12 protein-coding genes are annotated in these 18,131 nt (G+C 51.3%); 11 read left to right on the top strand and 1 reads right to left on the bottom strand.

Translation table 11 applies throughout. The features are described 5' to 3' along the window. Window positions 1-27: 27 nt before the first annotated feature. The 8 genes from ssnA to pntB all read left to right on the top strand — a co-directional run bounded on the left by ssnA (window position 28) and on the right by pntB (window position 12,131). The gene (gene ssnA, locus NX722_RS00465) at window positions 28-1,353 is read left to right on the top strand and encodes a putative aminohydrolase SsnA (RefSeq protein WP_262566227.1); all 1,326 of its coding nucleotides are present in this window, start codon (window positions 28-30) and stop codon (window positions 1,351-1,353) included. 72 nt (window positions 1,354-1,425) lie between these two features. After that, window positions 1,426-2,766, top strand: a complete 1,341-nt coding sequence (locus tag NX722_RS00460) for an NCS2 family permease (RefSeq protein WP_262566226.1) — start codon at window positions 1,426-1,428, stop codon at window positions 2,764-2,766. Between the two features lie 72 nt (window positions 2,767-2,838). Further along, entirely contained in the window at window positions 2,839-3,639 is an 801-nt protein-coding gene (locus tag NX722_RS00455) for an FAD binding domain-containing protein (protein WP_262566225.1), read from the top strand. Window positions 3,640-3,647: 8 nt separating this feature from the next. Beyond that, window positions 3,648-6,560, top strand: a complete 2,913-nt coding sequence (locus NX722_RS00450) for a molybdopterin-dependent oxidoreductase Mo/Fe-S-binding subunit (protein ID WP_262566224.1) — start codon at window positions 3,648-3,650, stop codon at window positions 6,558-6,560. A 99-nt stretch (window positions 6,561-6,659) separates the two neighbouring features. Next, window positions 6,660-7,979 carry a guanine deaminase gene (gene guaD, locus NX722_RS00445; protein ID WP_262566223.1) on the top strand — a complete coding sequence of 440 codons (1,320 nt, stop codon included), beginning with the start codon at window positions 6,660-6,662 and terminating at the stop codon, window positions 7,977-7,979. Window positions 7,980-8,231: 252 nt separating this feature from the next. Continuing rightward, window positions 8,232-9,167 carry a carbamate kinase gene (gene arcC / locus NX722_RS00440; RefSeq protein WP_262566222.1) on the top strand — a complete coding sequence of 312 codons (936 nt, stop codon included), beginning with the start codon at window positions 8,232-8,234 and terminating at the stop codon, window positions 9,165-9,167. A 34-nt stretch (window positions 9,168-9,201) separates the two neighbouring features. After that, on the top strand, window positions 9,202-10,731 hold the full coding sequence (locus NX722_RS00435; RefSeq protein WP_262566221.1) for a Re/Si-specific NAD(P)(+) transhydrogenase subunit alpha: 1,530 nt from the start codon (window positions 9,202-9,204) through the stop codon (window positions 10,729-10,731). Between the two features lie 14 nt (window positions 10,732-10,745). Further along, window positions 10,746-12,131 (top strand): Re/Si-specific NAD(P)(+) transhydrogenase subunit beta, encoded by a 1,386-nt coding sequence (gene pntB / locus NX722_RS00430; protein WP_262566220.1) that lies wholly within the window; start codon window positions 10,746-10,748, stop codon window positions 12,129-12,131. A gap of 99 nt (window positions 12,132-12,230) precedes the next feature. On the opposite strand, the gene NX722_RS00425 is transcribed toward pntB, so the two are convergent. Continuing rightward, a complete protein-coding gene (locus NX722_RS00425; RefSeq protein WP_262566219.1) occupies window positions 12,231-15,410 on the bottom strand; it encodes a hypothetical protein in 3,180 nt (1,059 codons plus the stop codon). Between the two features lie 222 nt (window positions 15,411-15,632). On the opposite strand from NX722_RS00425, the gene NX722_RS00420 reads away from it, so the two are divergent. The 3 genes from NX722_RS00420 to tssJ all read left to right on the top strand — a co-directional run bounded on the left by NX722_RS00420 (window position 15,633) and on the right by tssJ (window position 18,129). Then, entirely contained in the window at window positions 15,633-16,298 is a 666-nt protein-coding gene (locus NX722_RS00420; protein ID WP_262566218.1) for a hypothetical protein, read from the top strand. A gap of 240 nt (window positions 16,299-16,538) precedes the next feature. Then, window positions 16,539-17,669: an FHA domain-containing protein gene (locus NX722_RS00415; protein WP_262566217.1), complete on the top strand. Its 1,131-nt coding sequence runs from the start codon at window positions 16,539-16,541 to the stop codon at window positions 17,667-17,669. Then, window positions 17,656-18,129 (top strand): type VI secretion system lipoprotein TssJ, encoded by a 474-nt coding sequence (tssJ, locus tag NX722_RS00410; protein WP_262566216.1) that lies wholly within the window; start codon window positions 17,656-17,658, stop codon window positions 18,127-18,129. The genes NX722_RS00415 and tssJ overlap by 14 nt, the downstream gene beginning before the upstream one ends. Window positions 18,130-18,131: the final 2 nt, after the last annotated feature.

Here is an 18,131-nt window from a genome sequence, read left to right as displayed (position 1 = left end):
CCGTCTTACAAAGATTGGAAAACAATAATGCTACTGATAAAAAATGCTACCGCTGTACAGTTTCAGCCTGCTTCAGTGACTGAAGGGGTTGATATTCTGATTGATGGCAACAAAATTGCCCGGGTCGGTAAAGGGATTGATCCGAAACAGGCGACAAAGGTGATCGATGCTGCTGGCCGTGTTGTTATGCCGGGCATTGTCTGCAGCCACAACCATTTCTACTCAGGCCTTTCCCGTGGCGTGATGGCAGAGATCAAACCCTGCCCGGATTTCGTCAGCACCCTGAAAAACCTGTGGTGGCGACTGGACCGTGGTATCGACGAAGAAATTCTTTACTACAGCGGTCTGATCTGCTCGCTGGAAGCCATCAAGTCCGGTACCACAGCCGTTATTGATCACCATGCTTCGCCTGCCTTTATCAAAGGTTCACTGAATACTCTGCGCCAGGGTTTCCTGAAAGCTGGCCTGCGGGGTATGACCTGCTTTGAGACCACCGACCGCAATTTCGGCATGAAGGAACTGGAAGACGGTGTTCAGGAAAATATCGACTTTGCCAACCTGATAGACAGCGCAAAAGCCAGAGGCGACGAGCCTTATCTTGTAGAAGCTCATATTGGCGCCCATGCGCCGTTTACCGTACCCAATGACGGGCTGGGACTACTGGCTGACGCCGTTAAAGAAACGGGTCGCGGGCTGCATATTCATGTGGCTGAAGATAAATACGACAGCACATGGAGTCGCCACCACTACAGTCAGGAACTGCTCCAGCGACTGGATGCCTTCGGGTTGCTGAATGAAAAATCCCTGATTGCTCACGGTACCTATCTGACTGATGCAGACATTGAGCTGCTGAACCAGCGCGACGGTTTCCTGGTTCACAATCCACGTTCCAACATGAATAACAACGTGGGCTACAACAGCCAGCTCGAAAAGTTCAAAAACGTTGCGCTGGGTACCGACGGAATTGGCAGCGATATGCTGGAAGAAATGAAGTTTGCTTTCTTCAGGCATCGCGATGCCGGCGGCCCACTATGGCCAGACAGCTTTCTTAACTTCCTGAGTAATGGAAACCGTCTGCTGGAACGTAACTTTGGTGGTCAGTTCGGACGACTCGAACCCGGTTACCAGGCAGACCTGGTCATTCACGATTACATCAGCCCAACGCCGTTTGTTGACGACAACCTGCCGGGGCATCTCGCCTTTGGTATGGGCAGCAATGGTGTTCGCACCGTTGTTGTTGATGGTGCTGTCGTTTATGAAGACCGCGAATTCCCATTTGATGTAGAAGGCATTTATGCCGAAGCACGTACAGCGGCTGCACGCCTCTGGAAAAATATGGACAACCTCGACTAAGCAGACTGCGGCTGGGTGTTAACCCAGCCGGTTCATCTTAAAAACAAGAAAATCCCGAGGAGGGGATGAGTAATGCTAAGTACCGACGCTGACCTTAATACCAACACGAAACCCGACCTTCTTGAACGGCTTTTTAAACTGAAACAACACGGCACCACAGTGAAAATGGAGGCACTGGCGGGCTGTACCACATTTATCACAATGTGTTATGTGGTGTTTGTTGTACCAGAAATGCTCTCGGCAACCGGAATGGACAAGGGGGCACTGTTTGTTGCCACCTGTCTGATAGCCGGACTGAGTTCCATCGTTATGGGCGTTTACGCTAACTGGCCTGTAGGGCTGGCTCCGGGCATGGGTCTGAATGCCTTCTTTGCCTATGCCGTAGTGCTTGGCATGGGGTATTCCTGGGAACAGGCGATGGGCGGCGTGTTCTGGGGTGGTATTGGCTTTATGCTGCTGAGCTTATTCAAGGTTCGGGAATGGATTATCAACAGTATTCCAAAAGGACTTCGTATCGGCATAACTGCCGGTATTGGTCTGTTCCTGGCACTGATTGGCCTCAAAAACTCCGGCATCGTTGTTGCTAATCCGGGCACCATAGTAGGTCTGGGTAATATCACATCCTTTGCACCTGTTATGGCAAGCCTGAGCCTGTTCCTGATTCTTGCCCTGAGCTATCGCAAGATGAAATCAGCGGTTCTGGCCTCTATCGCTGTGGTAACTGTCATTGCCCTGGCCTTTGGTGATGTTCAGTACTCCGGTATTGTCTCCCTGCCACCGAGCATCATGCCGATCTTTGGCAAGCTGGATATTATGGGTTCCCTGACGCCAGACATGGTCGGTGTCATTGTCGCCTTTATGTTCGTGAACCTGTTTGATACCACCGGAACGCTGATTGCTGTGGGTGATAAGGCTGGCCTGGCTGACGAAAACGGCAAGATGGAAAACATGAGCAAGGCGATGATCACTGACGGTACCTCCTCATGGGTCGGTGCCATCATGGGCGCGCCTACTGTTACCACTTATGTTGAAAGTGCTTCTGGTGTGGCTGTTGGCGGACGTACTGGCCTGACCGCTGTTGTCATCGGTTTGCTGTTTTTACTGACCCTGTTCCTGTCACCACTGGCTGGCATGGTACCTGGTTATGCGACAGCAGGTGCGTTGATGTACGTTGCCGTACTCATGACCGCCAGCCTTGGCGATATGGACTGGTCAGACCTGACAGAAGCTGGTCCGGTGGTTATTACCACAGTCATGATGCCTCTGAGTTTCTCCATTGCTAACGGTATTGCCCTTGGTTTTATCGCTTATCCAGTGATCAAGCTGCTGGCAGGCCGCGTGAAAGAAGTCAGTGTGAGTGTATGGGCTCTGGCCATTATGTTCGCGCTTAAGTTTGTGATCTTTGGAATTTAATTCAAAGGCGTTACCCGCCCCTTCTTTCAAGGACACAAACGGGAGAAGGAGCGGCAACGAAAAGGACTAAGAATGATCAAGCAGTATTTACGACCAAAGAGCCTGGATGAAGCCCTGGCATTCAAAGCAAAATATGGTGACGACGCCGTTTATATAGCAGGAGGAGCACGTCTGAATGCAGCGCCAACCCAAAACGAACGGGAAGTCGCTGTCAGCCTGTCAGCTCTGGATCTGAAAGGGTGTGAAAAAACAACAAGGGGCTGGGAAATTGGTGCCCTGACAACGTTGCAGACCCTTGTCGATCATCCGGAACTTCCTGAAGGACTGCGTGAGGCGGCCGCCCTGGTTTACAGCCGTAATGTTCGTAACCAGTGTACCCTTGGTGGTGAAATTGCCGCCGGGCTCCCTCACTGTTTGATCGTTCCTGCACTGTTGGCCATGGATGCCAGAATTGAAATTACAGAAGGGTTTGGCAATGTCAAAGTGCAGTCAGTGGCGGAATATCAAAACGGGCTGATTACCAAAATTATTGTACCTGCTGAAGTGTACGCCTGCTTTAACCAGAAGGTCAGCAAAAGTGCTGCCGACCTGCCCATTGTCAATGCCAGCTTTGTGGTTCATCGCAGTCACGAAGGCGTCGAGTCTTATGCTGTAGCCCTCTCCGGCTCCTCCCTCCCTGTTTCAATGATTCCCGTAGAAACGTCTGTTTCCGCTTTTCTTACCAACGACATCAGTCGTCAGGATCTGGAAAAGGCCGTGTCCAACGCTGTGAGCTGTGATTCTGACTTCAGAGCCAGTGCTGAATACAAGCAGGAAGTCAGTGGTGTATTAGTGGCTTCCATGGTTGAAGCGTACAAGGTGAAAGGACAGTAATCATGGACATGACGTTTACTCTAAATGGCAAAGAATGCACCATCAGGGCTGAAGCCGGTGAGAACGCACAGGCACTGCTGAAGCGTCTTGGAATGCGCTCCGTTCGTAACAGTGATGATGGCTACGGATTTGCCGGTTCTGACACTATTCTGCTCGATGGCTGCACCGTTAATGCCAGCCTGCTGATCGCTGCACAGCTTGAAGGTTGTGAGGTAGTGACCGCCGAGTCACTGAATGAGCATGGCAAGCTGGGTCCGGTTCAGTCTGCACTGATTGATGCCGGTGTCATTCAGTCCGGCTATAACGACCCGGCTCTGGCTCTGCTGATCACCGATCTGCTCAAGCGCAACCCGAATCCTTCCCGCGCAGCCATTAAAGATGTTCTGTCGTCTTTATTCCTCAGGGAAAGTGCTTACCAGCAAGTCTTTGATGCGATTGAAATCGCCAGTAAGCGCATTAAGAACCCTCAGTTTGAAAAAAGCACGGCACCTTCATTTGGTGACAATCTGCGTCACGTCGGTAAGCCCGGCGGTAAGGTCGACGCAGCGGCTGCCATTAAAGCCGAAGCCTGCTTTGTTGAAGATTTTGTGGCGGCCGATGCCTGCGTACTGAAGATGTTACGCAGCCCCCACGCCCATGCCTACATTACCCGCATTGACACCACCGAAGCAGAAAGCATGCCGGGTGTGGTGGCAGTGTTTGATCATCGTAACTGCCCTGACGTTTACTACACACCGGGCGGCCAGACTGCGCCGGAACCTTCACCACTGGATCGTCGTCTGTTTGGTCAGAAGATGCGTCATTACGGTGACCGGGTAGCCGCTGTGGTAGCCGAAACGGAAGAGCAGGCAAAAGCCGCCCTGAAAACCATCAAGGTTGACTACGAAGTTCTCAAACCTGTGCTCTCTATCCGTGAAGCCATGGCAGAGGACGCACCTATTGTCCACAACGGTGTCATCAGCTATAGCGTGGGCGCTCCGGATAATCTGGAAGAACAGAACAAAACCGCCGATCCTCGTGATGGTCGCATTCACTTTAACTTCCCATTTGGTGGCGACCCACGTAAAAATATTGCGGCGACCGGGCATGGTGAAATCGGTGATGTTGACCAGGGCTTTGAAGAAGCCGATCTGGTGATCGAGCGCACCTATCAGTCCCGTCAGGCACAACAGTTACCGCCTGAGCAGCATCTGTGTTACACCTACATGGAAGCCGATCGCGTGGTTGTACGTGCGGCTACTCAGGTGCCCTGGCATGTTCGTCGTAAAATTGCGACGGTTCTGGGTATCAAACAGCACAAAATCCATGTCATTAAAGAACGTCTGGGTGGCGGCTTTGGCTCCAAGCAGGACATCCTCGTGGAAGAAGTCTGTGCGTTTGCCACGCACACTACGGGTCGTCCGGTTCTGTTCCGCCACACCCGTGAAGAAGAGTTTATCGCTTCTTCTACCCGTCACGTTGCTGAAATCACCATCAAAATGGGTGCCAAAAAAGACGGCACCATCACTGCGTTCGATGTTGATTTCCGTTTCAATACCGGCCCATACGGCAACCATGCATTAACCGTTCCCTGCAACGCGCCAGCCATTTCCCTGCCGTTGTACCCTTGTGAAAACGTTAAGTTCCAGGTCACTACTTACTACTCCAACATCGCGCCGACTGGTGCTTATCAAGGCTACGGCGGCCCGAAAGGTAACTTTGCGGTTCAGATGATCGTTGCCGAAATGGCAGACGCCCTGGGCATTGACCAGCTGGAAATGATCGAGAAGAACAGGGTACATGAAGGTCAGTCTCTTGAACTGCTGGGTAAAGTGGGTGAAGGCAAGCTCCCTACTTCCGTACCTGTGGCTCACAGCTGCGCACTGGGCAAAGTACTGGAAACCGGTGCTGAACAGTTTGGCTGGAGCACACCAAAAGAAGAGCCTGCCGAATCTCATATCCGGGTCGGTCGCGGTCTGGCAACCATGCAACAGAAGTCCGGTATTCCAGACATTGATCAGGCCAACGCCTGGATCAAACTGGCATCAGACGGCACGTTGATTGTCCACTCCGGTGGTGCGGACCTGGGTACAGGCCTGGATACCGTGGTGGCGAAATTGTCTGCCGAAGTGCTGTGTACCAGTCTGGACGACATTCACGTAGTCTCCGGTGACACCGACAGCTGTCTGTTTGACAAGGGTGCGTATGCGTCCAGTGGCACCTGCTTCTCTGGTAACGCTGCCAAACTGGCGGCTGAAGACCTGCGGGACAAGATTCTGAAAACAGCCGCTCACCTTCTTGAAGAGCCTGTTGAGTCTCTGGAGGTTGAGTATCCGGCTATCGTTCGCACTAACGTTCGCACTAACGTTCGCACTAAAGAGTATCACGACAAAGACAAGCGCATCAGTTTCTGCGAAGTCGCTGAATACGCTGAAAGCGGTAAAGGTTGTGGACAGCTGATGGGACAGGGCAGCTTTATTACCAGCGAGTTTGCCTTCCCTTACGGAGCCAACTTTGCCGAGGTCGCCGTGGATACCCGCACTGGTAAAGTCTCACTGCGCAAGTTCCACGCTCTGGTGGACTGCGGTACACCGGTGAATCCGGAACTGGCACTGGGGCAGATTTACGGTGCCAGCCTGCGTGCTATCGGCCATACCCTGCAGGAAGCCATTCAGTACGACGACCAGGGTCGTGTAGTGAATGCCAACTTTGCTGACTACGGCGCGCCAATGGTCGGTGATTTGCCCGAAGACTTCCTTGCCACACTGGTACCGAGTGATGACCCCGTTGGCCCGTTTGGTGCCAAGTCTGTCTCTGAAATCAGTGTAAATGCTGCGGCACCTGCCATTGTTTCTGCCATACACGACGCAACAGGTGTATGGGTTCGTGACTGGCACATTACGCCGGAGAAAATGCTGCGGGCGTTGCAGGAAAAACAGTAACCACCATGCCGGGGCAACCACTGAGTGGCTGCCCTGACTTTAAACATAATGGTCAGACAGGATGTCTGGTAATTAATAAAAATACAAAAAGGTGTTGTGATGCAATACCCAAATACAGTCAAAGCTGTCCGGGGAACATTACTGGATATCAGTAAGGTGGGCAGCGACCTGGAATCCATTGAGAGCAATTTACGCTACATAAAAGACGGCCTGCTGATTATTAATCAGGGCAAGATCGCCTATGCCGGTGAGTGGGAGGAAGGAAAACATACGCTGCCTGACTCTCTGCGTATCTGTGATTATCGGGGCAAACTGATAGTACCGGGCTTTATTGATACCCATATCCATTACCCGCAAATGGAAATTGTCGGAGCCTATGGTGAACAGCTGCTTGAGTGGCTGAACACCTATACCTTCCCGACTGAAATGAAGTATGGCGACAAGCGTTATGCCAAAGAGATGGCAGGACTGTTTGTTAAGGAACTGCTGAAGAACGGTACGACCACCGCGATGGTGCTCTGCAGCGTTCATCCGGAATCCGTTGATGCACTGTTTGAAGTGTGCGACCAGCGTAACATGCGCATGATCGCCGGTAAGGTGATGATGGACCGTAACGCACCAGAAGAATTGCTGGATACCCCACAGAGCAGCTACGACGACTCCCGCCGTTTATTGAAGAAGTGGCACAACCGCAATCGTCTGCTGTATGCCATTACCCCAAGATTCGCCCCGACTTCCAGTCCGGAGCAACTGGAAAAAGCCATGGCACTGAGGGAAGAGTTCCCGGATGCCTATGTGCAAACCCATCTGTCTGAAAACACCAGTGAAATTGAGTGGGTGAAATCCCTGTATCCGGAACGCAAAAGCTATCTGGATGTATACGACTACTACCGTCTAACTGGTGAACGCAGCGTGTACGCACACTGCATCCACCTGGAAGAGCAGGAGTGGCAGGTCATGGCAGAAACCGGATCGTCAGCCGCCTTCTGCCCAACGTCCAATATGTATCTGGGCAGCGGTCTGTTCAATTACCCCAAGGCTGTAAAAGGCAATGTGCGGGTAGGCATAGCCACCGATGTCGGTGCGGGTACTTCATTTAATATGTTCCAGACCCTGAACGAAGCCTACAAGGTGGTGCAGCTGCAACAGCAGAAGCTGTCCGCAATGGAAGGCTTTTACCGGGCAACCCTGGGCGGTGCTCACTCACTGTACCTTGATGACAAGATCGGTAACTTTAATGTTGGTAAAGAAGCTGATTTCGTCGTGCTTGACCCAATGGCTACTCAGGTTCAGCAACTGCGCTGGGATAACTCCAAAACCCTGAGCGAAAAGCTGTTTGTACTGATGACGCTGGGTGATGACCGGAACATTTACCGAACCTATGTTGACGGGACAATGGTTTATTCCAGCACCCGCTGATGCTGTTTAGGGGAGTAGCAACGTAGAACATCCCAACGTCATCCCCGCGCAGGCGGGGATCCACTACCGTGGTACTCTCTCCTTTACGAGAGCCGCCTACGCGGGAATGACGGTTGTATGGATATAAACGCTTGTCAGCACTAGGTTAACCACGATTTTCGTTGCAGTCAGGACAGACAGGAATGCCGTCACTTCTGAAAATCACCACAAGAGACTTTTGAATTATTATTTTGATTATTAAATGGAACTGTAATGAGAGTTGTAATAGCTTTGGGAGGCAATGCGATCCTCCAGCGTGGTGAACCCCTCGATTGTGAAACCCAGCGTAAAAACATTCATATAGCCGCCAAATCCATTGCCCGAATTGCCCGGGATCATCAGGTTATCCTGACCCATGGTAACGGTCCGCAGGTTGGGTTGCTGGCATTGATGAATGATCACTATAAAGACGTAGCACCCTACCCTCTCGATTCACTGGGAGCCCAGACCCAGGGCATGATTGGCTACCTGTTTGAGCAGGAACTGCGCAACCAGATGCCGGATCAAAAAGTGTGTGTGATGTCGACTCAGACACTGGTAGACAGCGACGATCCCGCATTCTCTGACCCTGACAAATTCGTTGGTCCCGTTTACACCCGTGAACAGGCTGACAGTCTTCTGAAAGAACATCCCGACTGGATCATCAAAGCCGATGGTAAACATTTCCGTCGCGTTGTTGCCTCTCCAAAACCACAGGCCATCCTTGAGCTGCCATCGTTGCAGCACCTGGTCAGTGCCGAAGATATCACCGTGATCTGTGGCGGCGGTGGCGGTGTTCCGGTCAGACGGGACAGCGACGGACAGTTAAAAGATGTTGAGGCAGTGATTGATAAAGACCGCTCCTCAAGCCTGCTGGCAGAAAAGCTTAACGCTGACGCCTTCCTGATTCTGACTGATGTCCATGCCGTTGCTACGCAGTTCGGGCATCCGGATTCCAGAGATATTCGTATTGCAACCCCTGAAGGGCTCAGCCAGTTTGACTTTGCCTCTGGTTCCATGGGGCCGAAAATTGAGGCAGCTGTCGACTTTGTCAGGAACACAGGAAAAATGGCTGCCATTGGCTCCCTGAGTCGTTGCAGTGAAATTCTCTGTTCGGATTCCGGCACCGTCATCCGTCCTGAAGTTGAAGGACAAGTGGCGTATTACTGAAACATTTGACGAAATTAGAAAACAGGTTCATATCATGCGAATAGGGATTCCCGGAGAAATTCAGCCGAATGAAAACCGGGTGGCTGCCACACCGGACACGGTAAAGAAACTGATCAAGCTGGGCTACAGTGTTGTCGTTGAAAGTGGAGCCGGTTTAAAGGCCAGCTTTGATGACAGTGCCTATACCGATGCCGGTGCAGAGATTGCCCCAGCCAAAGATGTCTGGCAATCAGACATCGTTATGAAGGTCAATGAGCCTTCCGAAAAAGAAATCGCCCTGCTGAAAGACAGTGCGACACTAGCCAGCTTTATCTGGCCCGGACAGAACGAAGCGTTGATGAACCAGTTAAGCCAGCGCAATATTAACGTGCTGGCACTGGACAGTGTGCCTCGCCTGTCCCGCTCCCAGTCCCTGGATGCCCTGAGTTCCATGGCAAACATTGGTGGTTATCGTGCAGTGGTTGAAGCGTCACACCACTTTGGCCGTTTCTTTAACGGTCAGATTACTGCCGCCGGTAAAATTCCTCCCGCTAAAGTTCTGGTGATTGGTGCTGGAGTGGCCGGTCTGGCGGCTCTTGGCGCTGCTGGCAGTATGGGTGCTATTGTTCGTGCCTTTGATACCCGCCCTGAAGTTAAGGAGCAGGTTGAAAGCATGGGAGCCGAGTTCCTTGAGCTTGATTATGAAGAAGAACAGGACTCTTCCGACGGCTACGCCAAAGAGATGAGTCAGGCATTTATTGATGCCGAAATGGCACTGTTCATGGAGCAGGCGAAAGAAGTCGACATCATCATTACCACCGCTCTGATTCCGGGTCGCCCAGCTCCAAGACTGATTACCGAAGACATGGTAAAAGCCATGAAACCCGGTAGCGTTATCGTCGATCTGGCTGCCCTTACCGGTGGTAACTGCGCCTGCACAGAAAAAGACAAAGCCGTCGTAAAACACGGTGTCACCGTGATTGGCTTTACTGACATGCCCAGTCGTCTGCCGACCCAGTCTTCACAGCTGTACGGCACCAATCTGGTGAACATGCTAAAACTGATGACGCCGGAAAAAGACGGCGAGCTGGTCATAGACTTTGACGACGAAGTCGTTCGTGGTCTGACCGTCGTTAAAGAAGGTAACATCACCTGGCCACCACCGCCTGTTAAAGTCAGTGCGGCTCCCACCGAAAAAGCCCAACTCGAAACAGCGGCAGAAGAAGCACCCAAACCATCACGTCCATGGCTTAAGCCTGCCCTGCTGGCAGCCGGTGCCTGCCTGTTTGCATGGGTCGCTAATTCGGCACCTGCCAGCTTCCTTGAACACCTTACTGTCTTTGTATTGTCGTCTATCGTCGGCTACTACGTGATCTGGAACGTAACGTCTGCCCTGCACACACCGCTGATGAGTGTCACCAATGCCATCAGCGGCATTATTGTTGTCGGGGCGCTGATGCAAATGGGCAGTGATAACGGTGCGGTACTGGCTCTCTCGGGAATAGCTCTTGTCGTCGCCATGATCAATATCGTCGGGGGCTTCGCGGTCACCCAACGCATGCTGAAAATGTTTATTAAAGAATAATCAGGATGTTCGTCATGTCTGAAGGATTATTAGTTTCTGCGTACTTACTCGCAGCCATGAAGTTTGTCATGAGCCTTGCCGGGCTCAGTCGTCAGGAAAGTGCCAAAAACGGCAGTTTTTACGGCATGATGGGCATGGTCATTGCCATTGTCGCCACCATCGCCCATGCCAGCATTGCAGGGATGAACTGGGTAACGGTACTGATGATTGTCGGTTCCGGTATCGGGCTTTATCTGGCTAAGAAGGTTGAAATGACCGAGATGCCACAGCTGGTCGCCGTTCTTAACGGTTTTGGTGGTCTGGCAGCCGTTCTGATTGGTTTCTCCAGTGCTATAGAAGCAACAACCGTTGCAAGCATCATGACCGCCACTGAAGTCATGATTCACGATGCCCTGATCGGGTTTGGTGTAATGGTCGGTACAGTGACGTTTAGTGGCTCTGTCATTGCCTGCCTGAAACTCCATGGCCGAATTACCAGCAGCCCTGTCTCCCTGCCCGGAGGGCACTGGACGAATCTGGCGATTATTGGCGCAGCGGTGTTAATGGCGGTCATCTTTGTACAGCAGCAGAACATGCTGGCACTGTTGTTAATGACTGCATTTGCTTTCGCGTTTGGTATTACTCTCGTCATGGGCATCGGCGGTGCAGATATGCCGGTGGTCGTGTCCATGCTGAACGCTTACTCTGGTATTGCTGCCGCAGCCACCGGTTTCATGCTGGGTAACAACCTGCTGATTATTACCGGTGCAATGGTCGGCTCTTCCGGTGCGATTCTGTCTTACCTGATGTGCGCTGCCATGAACCGGTCGTTTGTCTCTGTGATTTTCGGTGGTTTTGGTACAGAAGGCGGCACCATTGTTGCCAGTGAAGATCAGGGTGAACACACAGAGTCCAGCGCGGAAGATGTGGCTGACATGCTGAAAAATGCCTCCCGTGTCATTATCACTCCGGGCTACGGTATGGCGGTTGCGCAGGCTCAGCACCCTCTGCAAGAGCTGGTCACTAAGCTGCGTGAGAAAAATATTAACATTCGTTTTGGTATTCACCCGGTAGCCGGACGTCTGCCCGGACACATGAACGTACTGCTGGCAGAAGCCAGGGTGCCTTACGACATCGTTGAGGAAATGGATGAACTGAATGACGACTTTGTCGATACCGACGTGGTTCTGGTCATTGGCGCAAACGACACCGTCAACCCGGCGGCCATGGATGACCCGAACAGCCCGATTGCAGGCATGCCGGTTCTGAAAGTGTGGGAGTCCGGTCAAGTGGTTATCTTCAAGCGTTCCATGGCGACCGGCTATGCCGGGGTTCAGAACCCACTGTTCTTTAAGGAGAATTCGAGCATGCTGTTTGGTGATGCCAAGAAGTCTGTGCTGGATATACTGAGCTTTTTCTAGTGACCTCAACCCAACAGCCATAGGCAGAAAATGCAGCTCACCCCGAAACATGAGGCTATCTGATTAGCCCGGGAGAGCTGCATTTTTTTATGGGTCAGTCTAATGCGACGGTTTGTTGTTTTTTTGTTCCAGCTTCCCGGCCGTGTCCTCTGCAACGTAATCGAAGAGGTGCGAAAGTGAAGTAAACCAGCGACGATTTTTCTCAGAGGCAAAGTATTCCAGTGACATATGCGGTGTATCCGGGTATTCATTCATTGCGACTTTGACAGGCTTGCCAAGCCCGGGCATGCAGTTAAACACGTTAGCTGTCCTGAATATGAGCCGGACAGGTGTCCCCAGGGCATCCGCCAGAATCGCAAAATCTTCCAGTACGTCTGGCGTCGACAAAAACGTACCCGCCTCAATTCTGGCTTTTACACCTTCCAGATCAAAGCCATCAGGCAGCGGCTTTCCATCCGGACTCTTTCCATGAGTGACTACTGACTTCAGATAATCACGTACGCGAAGCTGCATGAGCGAGCCGGTAGCAGCAGGTAATTCGGCCTTCGGCTCCGTCGGTTTGCTCGCAGCCACTTTCCGCTTTTTACCCTTACCTTTTCTCCTGCCTTTGGCAGGTTGGTCAGGCTCTGGTCTGGCAGTCGCTCCTGATGCTGAATCTGCATTGTCAGAAACAACCAGACCCGATTTACCCATCTGCCAGGAAAGCCCGGTGTCCTCAATCGACTTCTCAAGGGAACTGAAAATATCTTCAGGCATAAACCGCCTGACAGGAAACACAAATGACGGAGCAGGCTGAGATTCAGCACCCCCGGTCTCTACTCCAGTGCTGCCTGATGCCCCCCCAACAGCTTCAACGGGAGAAGCGACCGATGTGGAAGCGACCGATGTGGAAGCGATCGGTTCCGCTGGCTGGTTCTGTTCAAAAGAGGTGGTTTCTGAAGGCGATAAAGGGGTTGCAGATGTTGAAGCTGTCGCAATGGCAGAAGCTGTGGCACTGTCAGCCGTTACCTGCACATTATCACTCTGCTGTTGGTAGTTGGTAACGGCACTTTCTACTTTATTCCGATCCAGTACACTCTTTATAAACCGAATACTGCCATCGAGTTTCGAACTGAAATCCTTTATCTCTCTGATACTGTCTTCAATCAGCTTTTTCTTTTCCCCACGTTTTTTTACTTGCTCAGGATTTGCCTGCCTCTCGGTTCTTGCCTTCAGGTACCGGCTGAGAACCCGTCCCCTTAGTTGGTAGATGTCTGGCAATCGTCTGCAACATTCTGTGACTTTTTCTGTTTTTGCAATCAGATCCTCTGCCTGGTCATGCAGCTCAAGCAGCTGTTCCAGAAACTCTGCCTTTTCATCCCCCAGCTCATAAAATATATCCAGCGCGGACTTGATCGACTGAGCCATCTCCAGTACTGCCCAGTTGATGCCTTCCACCTGACCTTTCAGTTCACTCAGCACCTTGTTAAAACGAAACTCATTATCAGAAGGGGGAAGCCGGTCTGCCAACAGTTCCTGCTCATAGTCATAAGTCGCATCCACAAAGGCATTCAACGTTTCCAGACGCGGGCTCAGCCGGGCGGACAAAACATCCGCATAACCATAATGTGCCTGAGCTTTGTCGAAGGCACTGGCGCTTTTATCCTTCACAACTTCATGAAACGCCGACTTGATGACCCTGTTAGGCTCATTTTGGGAAAATGCATCCAGTGCTTTCTTCAGTGAAGGGTGCAGTTGTACCTCACTGTCATCCGAAGGGCGATCCGGTTCATTAATCGGTTCATCTGAAGGCGTCTCCTTTTTAGTCGCCTGTTGCTCCGCCAGACGTTTTTGCCTTCGCCGTTCACGCCTCTCAAGCTTGGACTGAACTTTTTGTTTTTGGGCGTCTTCTTCACGAACCAGCTCAGCACCCCTGTCAAGGACTCTCTGTTCAAGTGCCTCTAAGTTCCGGACTTCAGAACAGCAGAGATCATCAATAACCGCAAAGAGCTGCAGCAAAGAAGCCCGTTGTTCATCGGAAAGCAACTTGTTTTCATCGACATGTCTGACCAGATTCCCAAATTCCCTGACTATTTTTTCTGCCCCCCTGACACGATTTTTGTGTTCCCCCAGAGGTTCCGGACGATCGTATAACCATGTGGTGGAACTGATCAGCCCCAGGCAGACCCGAAAGCAGTCAGACGCAGGAAAATCGCCGCTGTTTACCCGCTGGCTGAATTTTTCCAGTATGTTCAGGGCCACTTCCGGCTTATCCATAACAATGGCTGCGACAATGGCATTTAAATACTTTGGGCTGTCATGTGGCTTCTGGCTAAAATCACCCAGCGTTTCCAGCCAGTGATCAAGATAATGTCCGTTTTCAGCCAGCAGATGTCGCAGTTGGTCCAGCTTGTCATAGGCCACATAAAACTTTTCACTATCCTGAATCATCGCCGAAATGGCGACAGCCGCATTATCGAATGCCTTAATGTTCTCCTGCAGCTCAACGTTTTTTCCCTCTGCAATATCACACTGCATCACTTCCACCAGTACTTGCATCCACTCCAGCGAATGAGCAATAAACTCTTCGACTCTGGCAATATAGGTTTCAGGGTCTCCCACTCTTTGCAGTGAGGGATAAAGGGTACACACTGCTTGAAAACGCTCCATACAAAACACTGAGTAACTCCGTATGAACCCTCTTTCTTTCCAGTACTTTGCCTTGTTGCCATCAATTCCGGGAATTGAGGTCACGGCTTCCAGTAAAGCCTTGTCTTCAGGGCTTCGTCTTTTTTTACCGACAGCAGACCTGACGGCTTTACCCATCATTTTCAGTTGATGACTGGAAGGCGAAATAACACTATATATCTGATTCAATAACCGGGTGTGCTGATCAATTAAATCTTTCAACTGCGACATCAAAACACTCTTACGCTGGGTTTCTCTGGAAAACCCGGTAACAGGGTCGTATTGAATGTTTGACACTTCAAGCAGTTTATTGGCTTTAATGAAGTCCCTGATAGCCTGATTGGAGGCATCCAGCTCATCGCCAATCTTTTGTATTTCAGCGTGCGTCTTTCTTGATGAGACAACCTGTTGCCTTTTCGCTTTATCAGGCCCGGCCAAAGCTCTCGCCTCATCAACAATCGAGCTGGACGTTGTCTGACCATCATGCTTGCTGATAGTACGCCCGGCATGGCTTGCTTTCTTTGCCTTTTCTGGCTCGTCAGCAGGCTTCTGGTTTTCTGCTGACGGTAAATCTGTCTGGGTTACGGGCTTCGGGTTTCCTGGAGCATCCATAGGGTAAAGGCCTTTGCACACTATTTATTGAATGTTGTTGAAATACTGTATCGGCCAGCCAGTTCAGCCCCTCAGGTACAGAGGCCAATTCTGCTTCAATCTTGTCAGCCATAAGCCAGGCTTCTGGATGACATTTCATGAAGAGTTTGGGGCAAATCCCGTCTAAACTCTATACAGCTGTTTTCCCATTTGAGGCCTCCTGCCTTTGAATTGGAGCCTGCCATGGAAAATTTTTTTTCTGACCTTGATCCCATTGACGTTGTTGATGCGGTGGAAGCTGTTGCTCAGGGTTATACACCATTGCCAGAGATTGACCCGGCTACTAGGGACTTTTACGAGAGACACAGGGTGACACTGCTAAAACAACTGGAACAGGAAATAGTGAAAAGAACAGCAAAGTTCGTAGCTATGCAAGGCTTAAAGATGCTGACCGGCAACCTTGCCGACACAGTGGCGAAAGTGCCTGCCCTCGTGAGTACAACCCGCCATCTCGCCTGCCTCCGATTATTGTTTGAGGAAAATAATTACGAGTGTGTTTGTAATGATGCATCGCAAAACTGCAGAGCAATCATTACTTACATCATAAACCAGAAGTCCAAAAAGCTCGCCAGAACGGGTTTCGATATGGTACCTGCCCTCAGCACGGCACAATCTGTTGGCTTAAAAGCTCGCGCCACTTATAAATTCGTTCGGGGAACGCTTGGTCAGGTCAGAGGGTACATGGCCTACGACCTGCATAAGAAAATGAAAACATGCTCCCTGGCCGAGGCCACTGCGGCTGAATTGCTGGGGAGTATTTATTTGCCAAAATGCTGGATAAAAGCATACGCTGTCAGGGACTGGGATGAAGGCTGGAAAATTCTGGAAGATAAGATGGCGTCAACCTGACCGCAGTTCCCTGGTCTCTCGTCATTAAACCCAGTCGTTCAGCTTCTGCGACAATGGATACAACAGAAGGGTCTTTTGCCATTGCCTTTTCCGCAATATTACAAGCCTGCATGTCCGCAAGACTGCAATCCCCAACAAATCATCTACAATCTTTAACATCATACTACCGTCATTCCCATACAGGAGGCTGTCGCAAGTCGGCTTCCATCTAGACATTTAACCAGACTCCCGATCATTACCATGCAGTTTATGATCATCAGTGTGCCTGAAGGAGAACAGGTTGCCAGCCTGAGCCACTCGCTGAATGCCGAGGAGCTGCTTATCGGTCAGTCAGACTCCTGCCAGATCCGGTTACCCGATCGTCAGAACCGTGTTGCTGATCAACACGCCCGCCTGACTCGTGAAGACTCGCTCTGGTACGTGGAAAACCTGAGTGACCTTCCTTTGCATATTAACCAGGTCGAAGTACCGGTTCAGGCCCGGCAGAGACTCCTATTAAGCGACGGCGACATTCTTTCCTGTGGTGACTATCAACTGGCAGCCAGTGATTTCAGCCCCTGGCTGGGCACCACAGGTCTGCTGGACACGCCTGTGCTGACAGTGACAGAAGATCAGGCACCGGAACAATACGCGCTCACACCCACCAGCTCAGTGGAGGAAGACGAAGAAGCCCTTGATGATCCCTTTGCCAGAAAACCCGCATCAAAGGACAGTCAAACTGAAAACGGGAATGTAGATGTCTCTATGTCCGGAGCCGACAGGCCGCTGACGGATCTCGCTACGGCGACCAGCCTGAACCTTGCCCCTGATCAAAAACCACTGATTGATATACTGACAGAACCAGACGATCTGGATAATGACTGGAGCATACACAGGGGACTCTGGTACGGAAAAATTACCCAGCCTCAGGAGCCAGATGAATCCTGCCTGTATTCACAGGGCAGTCGTCCCGTGCTGACACAGATTCCGCGCATTTACTCCCAACCACCAGGCTCAGGTGACCACGCAACAGCCTCCCCCGATACACCAGCCACACAACAACGATCTATCTGCAAGGCGATGCTGTCAGCGCTTGATCAGGCCATCGAAGATTTTTGCCCGGACCAGCTGGCTGAACAGTTCAGACAATCCGTCACTGCTTCATCGCCGGTCACCGACACCCAGCGAACAAGCCGGATACGACAACACTTTCGCTGGCAGCCTGACGCACCATCAGACGCATCACCAAATGCGGATTTCCTGCCCAACTACCAGTACTACTATCAGGAACTGATGGTCAGCAAACGCTACCGGCTACTGTTTCTGCAACGCTTCCGTCAAGCCTTAAAGGAACAGGAACAGCTATTCAGGAGCAACGATGATGGAACGTAAAAAAACCGCCTTTGTATTGATCATGGTTGTCGTACTTCTGTTTGGCTGCCGCTCGAAACCGTCTCCAACCATCCTGACTCTGGATATCAGCGCAGCCTACGATATCAATCGTATGGGATCGGGACTGCCGACACCGTTACAGACCCGCCTGTATGAACTCAGTAGCAAAACCTTATTTGAACAGGCGGATTTTCTGGATATCTACCTGAAAGACGGCAACACATTGCAGGACAGCCTGATCAAAAAACATCAGCTTCCCGTACTCCATCCCGGCGAACACCGTAAACAGACTTTTCAACTCAACAGTGCCACCCGCTACATTGGGGTTCTTGGCGAATTTGCCAGCTACAACAGTGCCATGGCCTCTGCTGTTGAAGCCATAACAAAAGGCGCAAACAACTCTTTGGCGCTGGTTATCGAGGAAAACCGCTTACGACTGGTGTCCACACCCAGCAAATAACC

The organism is Endozoicomonas gorgoniicola (assembly GCF_025562715.2).
Taxonomy (GTDB): domain Bacteria; phylum Pseudomonadota; class Gammaproteobacteria; order Pseudomonadales; family Endozoicomonadaceae; genus Endozoicomonas_A; species Endozoicomonas_A gorgoniicola.
The sequence above is the reverse complement of the archived record's forward strand: the minus strand, read 5'-3'. Positions and strand labels throughout refer to the sequence as shown.